This is a genomic window from Desulfobulbus sp. (assembly GCF_031547805.1).
GTDB lineage: Bacteria > Desulfobacterota > Desulfobulbia > Desulfobulbales > Desulfobulbaceae > Desulfobulbus.
The window spans coordinates 73,649-79,797 of the sequence record NZ_JAVBRQ010000026.1; the positions used below are offsets into that span (position 1 = coordinate 73,649).

3 protein-coding genes are annotated in these 6,149 nt (G+C 60.1%); all 3 read left to right on the forward strand.

Features of this window, described 5'->3' with window-relative positions; all coding sequences use genetic code 11:
- Positions 1 to 70: 70 nt before the first annotated feature.
- The gene (locus tag RMR13_RS09250; protein ID WP_310600356.1) at positions 71 to 1,924 is read left to right on the forward strand and encodes an autotransporter assembly complex family protein; all 1,854 of its coding nucleotides are present in this window, start codon (positions 71 to 73) and stop codon (positions 1,922 to 1,924) included.
- Positions 1,921 to 5,391, forward strand: a complete 3,471-nt coding sequence (locus RMR13_RS09255) for a translocation/assembly module TamB domain-containing protein (protein WP_310600357.1) — start codon at positions 1,921 to 1,923, stop codon at positions 5,389 to 5,391. Before RMR13_RS09250 ends, RMR13_RS09255 begins: the two co-directional genes overlap by 4 nt.
- A gap of 117 nt (positions 5,392 to 5,508) precedes the next feature.
- Positions 5,509 to 5,802 carry a hypothetical protein gene (locus tag RMR13_RS09260; protein WP_310600358.1) on the forward strand — a complete coding sequence of 98 codons (294 nt, stop codon included), beginning with the start codon at positions 5,509 to 5,511 and terminating at the stop codon, positions 5,800 to 5,802.
- Positions 5,803 to 6,149 lie beyond the last annotated feature (347 nt).

A 6,149-nucleotide genomic window follows, 5' to 3' on the forward strand; every position in this document is an offset into this window, starting at 1 on the left:
CAGCCATTCCACCACCCGTCTCACCAGGGATCATGGCATCCCGTAAACCGGTCGCAACAGAGACTCCGACATGAGGTTTCCCCTGTTGCGTCTGTTCGCGCCCCTGTTTCTTCCGCGAAAACCAAGCGGCCGCTCCCGCGGGATCCGGCTCTGCTGTCCTGTTTTTCCTCCCTTGCCTTTTGGGGGCCGCCCCCTGCTGACCGCCCTGATCCTGGCCGTCTGTGCCGGGATCCAGCCCGCAGCCGCCCAACCGGCCATCAAGGTGAATATTTCCGGCGACATCGACGAGCAGCAACTCCAGAATATTCGCAGCCACCTGTCGCTGGTCAGACTCCCGGACGACGAAACACCTTCGGATGCCCTCTTCACCCGGCTATACGGCAAGGCGCGGCAGGAAACCGCCGAGGCACTGGAACCGTTCGGTTACTATACCCCGGAAATCACGCTTGACCAGCAAGGGCAAGATGGCGTCCGCCAGGTGGACATCAAGGTGGACAAGGGCTTGCCGGTCACGGTGGCGGAGGTGGCCATCACCCTGTCCGGGCCGGGAGAGCACGACGGGCGCCTGCAGGAGGCGATCCGGCGCTTTCCCGTTCATCAAGGCGAGGTGCTCGATCATCAGGTCTATGAGAACAGCAAGGATGCGCTGATCACCGCCGCCCTGGAAAACGGCTATCACCGGGCAATGTTCCGCTCCCACAGGGTGGAGATCAGCAGGAAAAAACGCAGCGCCCTGGTGCGGCTTGATCTCGACACCGGGCCTCGCTTTCTCGTCGGGCCCATCGCCTTTGACACCAATATCATCGACCACGATCTCCTGCGCAGGATTTCGCCGATCCGCGAAGGCGATCCCTTTTCCCCCAAGGCCCTGACCCGGTTACGGCAATCCCTGTTCAACACGGGTTATTTCAAGACCGTGGACCTCGACTACGATCTCGACCACACCCTTGCCGACAAGGTGCCGATCAAGGTGGCCCTCACTCCCAATCTGGCGCACAAATACGGCATCGGCCTGGGCTACGGCACCGACACCGGCGCCCGTGGCACCTTGGAATACACCAATCGCTACGTCAACCGCTTTGGCCATCAGCTGGATATGCAGCTACAGCCGGCGCAACGGAAAAGCAATTTCGGCGGCACCTACAGCATTCCCGTCGGCAATCCCAGCAAAGACCGAATCGCCCTCACCGGCAAATACGAGACCGAGGAATTCGACAACACCGAAACCGAAACCCTGAACGCCACCATCAGCCGCGACCATTTCCGCGAATGGGGCGAATATTCCACCTTTGTCCAATTCCTCGACGAACGCTACAGTACCGGCCCGGGAGCAACCAACCAGGACAGCCTGGTCGTGCCCGGCTTCAAGGGCAGCGTGGTCTGGGCCGACGACCGCATCACCACCAAACGGGGCCTCCGCATCTCCGCCACCGTGATCGGCAGCGAGGAAACCCTGCTGGCCGACACTTCTTTTCTCCAACCGACCCTGCGGGCCAAGGTCATCTACTCCTTCTTCGATCAATGGCGCCTGCTCGGCCGCGGCGAAATCGGCACCACCCTGGTCGACGACATCTACGCCCTGCCGCCGACCCTGCGCTACTACGCCGGCGGCGACCAAAGCGTGCGCGGATACGGCTACAAGAAAATCGGTCCGGTCGACGCCAACGGCAACGTGATCGGCGGCAAGAATCTGCTCACCTACAGCGTGGAATTGGAGCGCATGCTGTTCGACGCCTGGAGCGGCGCGATCTTCTACGACAGCGGCACCGCCACCAACGATTTTTCCACCATGCGCCTTCATTCGGGCGCCGGCATCGGCGTGCGCTGGAACGGCGTCTTCGGCCAGATTCGCCTGGACCTGGCCAAGGCCCTTGACGAGGAAGGCACCTGGCGCATCCATTTCTCCATGGGGGCGGATTTATGAAAGGCAAATGGTTGCTCCGGACGTCCGGCCTGCTCCTGGTCCTCGTCCCAGCCCTGCTCCTGTGGCTGGCCGGCACCGAAACCGGGCTTCGCTGCCTGATCCTGGCCGGCAACAGGTTGAGTGCCGGCCTGCTGACCATCGGCTCCGCCTCCGGCACCCTGCTGGGAACGATCCGCCTGGAGCAACTCCGCTATGCGGACGGGACCGATACCGTGACCATCGCCCACCTCGACCTGGCCTGGGACCCCGCGCGGCTGCTGGACGGCCAGCTTCGGGTCCGCTCCATCCGGGGAAGCGATGTGCGGATTCTGCTCGGCGACAGCACCGGTGAAACCATCCTCGCTCCCTTTTCCCTGCCGTTTGAACTGACGATCGACACGGTCCTGGCGGACAAGATCGCCATTTTTTCCGACCAGGAAGAGATCTGGACCATTGTCCGGGCCACGGCCAACGGCCTTGCCTACCGGCACACCGCCATCCAGGTCGCCGACCTGTCGCTGGCCAGCGAGGCGTTCACCTTACAGGCCAAGGGAGGACTGCGCACCGAGGATGACTATCCCGTGCAGTTGGAGGTCGATTTCAGGACACATCCGGATGGATACCAACCCATGGCGGTGCACGGAACGATCAAGGGGCCGCTCAACGGCCTGCTCATAGAAGCGACGGCCCAAGCCCCCTTCCCTGCCCGTGTCGACGGCCACCTCGATCGCCTCCTGGCCGCCGACACCACCTGGCAGGCCCGGCTTTCCGCCCCGGAACTGGTCCTGTCCGCCATCAGCCGCGATTGGCCGGAACAACGATTTGCCCAAGTCGAGATCGAGGGCCGGGGCACCTTGGACGATTATGCGCTGCATGTGCAATCGCAGGCAGGAGTGCCTTCGCTCTCGGCCCTGAGCACGCTCACCGCCGACCTCAAGGGGAATGCCAACGGCCTTGTCATCGACGACCTCAACCTCGGCTACGGTCCGGCCAGGCTTGTGGCCAAGGCGAACTTGAGTTGGACGCCGCTCTTTTCCTGGCAGGCCGAGCTCAGCGGCAGCCACCTGAATCCCGGGCTTTTCTTTGCGGATTGGCCCGGCGATTTCACCGGCTCGCTCACCACCTCCGGCCAAACCACGGATCAGGGATTGCAGGCCATCTGCACCGTGCCGTCGGTGCAAGGGACCTTGCGCGGCTTTCCCCTGACCGGCAACGGCGAGCTGTCGATTGCCGGAGACCGGATAAAGATCCCGCAACTCAGCGTCAAAAGCGGCCATTCGGTGTTGCGAGCCAACGGCAGGATCGACGAAACCGTCGATCTCGATTTGCGGCTTGACTCGAACAATCTGGCCGAACTCTGGCCCGGTGCCAAAGGCTCGGTCAAGGCCCTGGCCCGGATTGCAGGCCCCCGGGCAACGCCGCGGCTCGATGCACGATTAACCGGTAACAACCTTTCTTTGGGCGACTACGCTCTCCAAACCATAGATATTGACGCCAAGGGCGCGCTTGCCGGCAATGGGGGCCTCGAACTCCTGGCCCGGGCCGGGAAACTGCGCTTTGGTTCGGTCGCGGTGGATGCGAGCCGCTTGCTGCTCAAGGGATCGCTCCAGGAGCATACCCTTGAACTAAGCGCCGAAAACAAAGCCTTTGCCACCGGACTCCTGGTACAGGGCGCGCTGAAGGAAAACCGCTGGCAGGCTACGCTCAGCCGAAGCCACCTGACCAGCCGGGAATACGGCAACTGGCAGCAACGCCAGCCGACCGCCCTGACTCTGGCCGCCGACAGTGGCGAGATCAAACCGCTGTGCCTACAATCGGCCGCGGCCGGCTCTCTTTGCGTCGACGCCACCTGGCAACCGGCACCCCGGCTCTGGCGCGTGCACGGCACCGCCTCCTCCCTGTCCTTGGAGCTATTGGCGGCAAACCACCTGATCGCCTGGCCGCTTGCCGGCCGGCTCAACGCAGAGGTGGATTTGACCGGCGAACGGGCGCGCCTGGTAACCGGGAAAATCACCGCATCCAGCGACGGCATGCAGCTTCACATTCCTCTGCCGGATGATGGCACCCACCAATTGACCTGGAAAAAGAACACATTCGCAGCCCGATACGACGACAACAAACTTCAGGCAACGCTTGCCAGCGAATTCGCCGATGCCAGCGCGATCCATGCCGAATTGACTACGACCGGCGCTCCCTTTGCTCCGGAAACCTTCCTGCGGGCACCGGTCAACGGCTCGCTCCGGCTCAATCTCCAGGATCTGCGCCCCCTGGCCATGCTGACCGATCAAATGGTTCAACCCACCGGCGCGTTGCGCGGCCAGTTCACTGTCAGCGGCTTGCCGACCGCCCCGGTCGTAAACGGCCAGATGGAACTGTCGGAGGGGCACGCCGAGATTCCGCCGCTGGGCATCACCCTGTCCCCCCTGCAACTCAAGATGGCAAGCGACGGCAAAAGCACCCGGCTGGTTGCCGCTGCCCAATCGGGCGGAGGCATGCTGCGTACGGAAAGCGTCCTGCAATGGGAACAATTGACCACCGGTATCCACAATGTCCATATCACGGGCGATAACTTCAAAGCGGCCCGCCTGCCGGGGCTCGACCTCGACGTCTCTCCCGATCTGAACCTGCTCTTCGGACCGCAGAAGATGGAGGTGCGGGGCACGGTCACAATCCCTCGGGCGCGAATCACCTCCATCGATTTCCATCAGGCCACCTCGGCCTCGGACGACATGGTCGTTGTCGACGAGCCGGATCTTTCCTCCGACAACACGGTGGCCACGCCGCTGTTCACCGATATCACGCTTGTCGCCGGCGATGACGTCCGCATCGACGCCTACGGTCTCAAGGGAACCATTGTCGGCAAACTGGAACTCAACGGGCAACCGGGACGACCCGAGACCGGCAACGGTACACTCGCGGTGCACAACGGTTCGTTCACGATTTACGGCCGGCGGCTGAAAATCGATCTTGGCCGCCTTCATTTTGCCGGCGGCCCCTTGACCAATCCGGGCATAGAACTGCGCAGCGAAAAAAAAGAGGAAAAAGTGACCACCGGCGTACTGGTGAGCGGCTTTTTGCAAAAACCGGAGATGCATTTTTACTCGAGTCCGGTTCTGGAACAATCGGCCATCATAACCAGTCTGCTGGAAAGCACCGCCATTGGCGGAGAAACAAGACAGGACACCGGCTTCATCGGCACTGCGGCCAAAAAAGTCGGGCTAGGAGGAATGGCATCCTACTTCCAAGACCTCAAGCAACTGACCAGGATCGACGAGATCAAACTGGACGCGGGCGAAGACTACGATTCGTTTTCCCTGGTCTTCGGCAGCTGGCTGACCCCCGATTTTTACGTAAGCTATGGCAAGGACCTGGTAAAAGAATCGGGCAGTTTCAATACCCGTTACACCCTGGGCAACGGCTTCTCCTTTCTCACCGAGACCGGTGCATCGCACAGTGGCGGCGACATTAAATATGAATTCGAGCACTGAAAGTCTTCTCTGGCCCTTGCCGGCAAAATGCCTGTTGCCGTTGTCCGGACTTTGCGCTAGGTTTGCCTGTTTCCGGTAACGGCCTCATCATTCATCTCCAACGACAACGGTGACCATATGGCAGAACATGTGGAAGATTTGACGGTTAACTACGAAGAAGAGGGCATCCTGCTCGTCCAGGAAATCGACAAGGAAGTCCTTTCCAAGGGATCATGGACCACCATCCTGTTCCGCTATCGGGATTTCGACAAAAATACACAGCAATACAGCGCGGATAAATTTACCATCCGCAGATATCAGAAAAGAAACGGCCAGTACCAGACCAAGTCCAAATTCAACATCTCGTCAATCGCCCAGGCGGAAAAAATCGTCGAAACCCTCTCCAAATGGCTTGACGCCAAGCAAGAATAATCCTTTTGTTGCGTCTTTCGTCCTGTTGTTCCCTTGCTGCCCGGCCCCAATTCGATTCCGTGCACCAAGGAACATTTTTTTCTTTCTGATTTTCGTTGACACCACCCCTCGCTTTCAGTTAAAAGATCGCCTCATCGCTGCTGCGGTAATGAGCGCGATGAAAAAGGAAAGCGAAACGAATTTTTTCACTTGACGCCTTCTTGAAAATCTGCTAAACTATCGATCTCGCCTCAAGGTGAGTTGGAAGTTACAAGCGAGTCTAAATTGAAGTGTGAGTTTAGGCGTTTGATCTTTGAAAACTGAACAGTAAACGAGCGGGCCAAGATTTATTTGGTTTTGAATTGGAA

Coding starts and splice junctions, on each gene's coding strand:
- RMR13_RS09250 (WP_310600356.1), top strand. CDS start 71: ATGAGGTTTCCCCTGTTGCGTCTGTTCGCGCCCCTGTTTCTTCCGCGA.
- RMR13_RS09255 (WP_310600357.1), top strand. CDS start 1,921: ATGAAAGGCAAATGGTTGCTCCGGACGTCCGGCCTGCTCCTGGTCCTC.
- RMR13_RS09260 (WP_310600358.1), top strand. CDS start 5,509: ATGGCAGAACATGTGGAAGATTTGACGGTTAACTACGAAGAAGAGGGC.